At 67.2% G+C, this 1,225-nt stretch carries 1 protein-coding gene; it reads right to left on the bottom strand.

Features of this window, described 5'->3' with window-relative positions:
- The coding region (locus tag K3A84_RS20245) for an NAD(P)/FAD-dependent oxidoreductase (protein WP_225011278.1) at positions 1-1,224 on the bottom strand (1,224 nt) is incomplete at its 3' end.
- Position 1,225 lies beyond the last annotated feature (1 nt).

The following is a 1,225-nucleotide window of genomic DNA, read 5'->3' as shown; positions in this document are numbered from 1 at the left end:
CACCATTTCCTTGAGCGGCACGCCTGCATCGGCGAGCTTTTCGGGCGGGACTTGCGCGCGGGTTTCGACCAGCTTCTTGCCCTGCACATAGTCCTTGACCATGTTGACGCAGTCGAGCGCGATGACCTTGCCCCCCTTGAGGTAGATCACCGAGAACGAGCGCGTGGCCGGATCGCCGCGCAGCACCGTCTGGTCGTGCCCGGTCGACAGCCCCACCGTCTGCAAGCGCAGGTCGTACTGGTTCGACCAGAACCACGGCGTCGCCTTGTACGGCACCGGCGCGCCGCAGATCGCCTTGGCGGCCGTCGTGCCCTGGTCGTTGGCGTTCTGCACCGATTCAAGCCGGATCACCGCGCCATCGGCAAAGTCGTTGGCGTGCGCCGCGCAATCGCCGATCGCGTAGACGTCGGGCAGCGAGGTGCGGCAGAACTCGTCCACATCCACGCCATTGCCGCCCGCCGCGCCCGCGCTCAGCAGCGGCCCGACCGAGGGGATGATACCGATGCCGACGATCACGATCTCGGCGGGCAGCACCGAACCGTCAACCAGCTTCACGCCGGTCACTGTCGTACCGTCGCCTTCAAGGCAATCGACCGCTACTTCGGTGCGCAAGTCCACGCCGTGGGCGCGGTGCTCGTCCTGGTAGAAGGTCGAAAGCGCTTCGCCCGCGACGCGCGCCAGCACGCGCGGCAGCGCTTCGAGCAAGGTGACGTGGACGCCGAACTTGGTCAGCACCGCCGCCGCTTCCAGCCCGATATAGCCGCCGCCGATCACCACGGCGGTCTTGGCGCCTGCGTCGAGCTGGCCCATCAGCGTGTCGACATCGGCGCGCGTGCGCACCGCGTGGACACCCGCAAGGTCGGCACCCGCACACGACAGGCGACGCGGATCGCCGCCCGCTGCCCAGATCAGCGAACCGTATTCGACGCTCGAACCATCAGCGAGCGTCAGCACCTTGGCCACCGGATCGACCTTCGTCACTTCACGGCCGAGGCCCATGGTGACGTTCTTGTCCTCCCAGAACTGCGCCGGGCGGATCAGGATGCGGTCGAAGGTCTTGTCGCGGGCAAGGTATTCCTTGCTCAGCGGCGGACGTTCGTACGGCAGTTCCGGCTCGCGCCCCAGCACGAGGATCGAGCCCTCGAAACCGTTCTGCCGCAGCGCGATGGCCGCCTGCGCGCCACCGTGACCCGCTCCGACAATGACTACGTCCGCCTTTTCCATC

The organism is Novosphingobium percolationis, assembly GCF_020179425.1.
Classification (GTDB): Bacteria; Pseudomonadota; Alphaproteobacteria; order Sphingomonadales; family Sphingomonadaceae; genus Novosphingobium; species Novosphingobium percolationis.
This window is presented reverse-complemented; position numbering and strand designations above follow the sequence as displayed.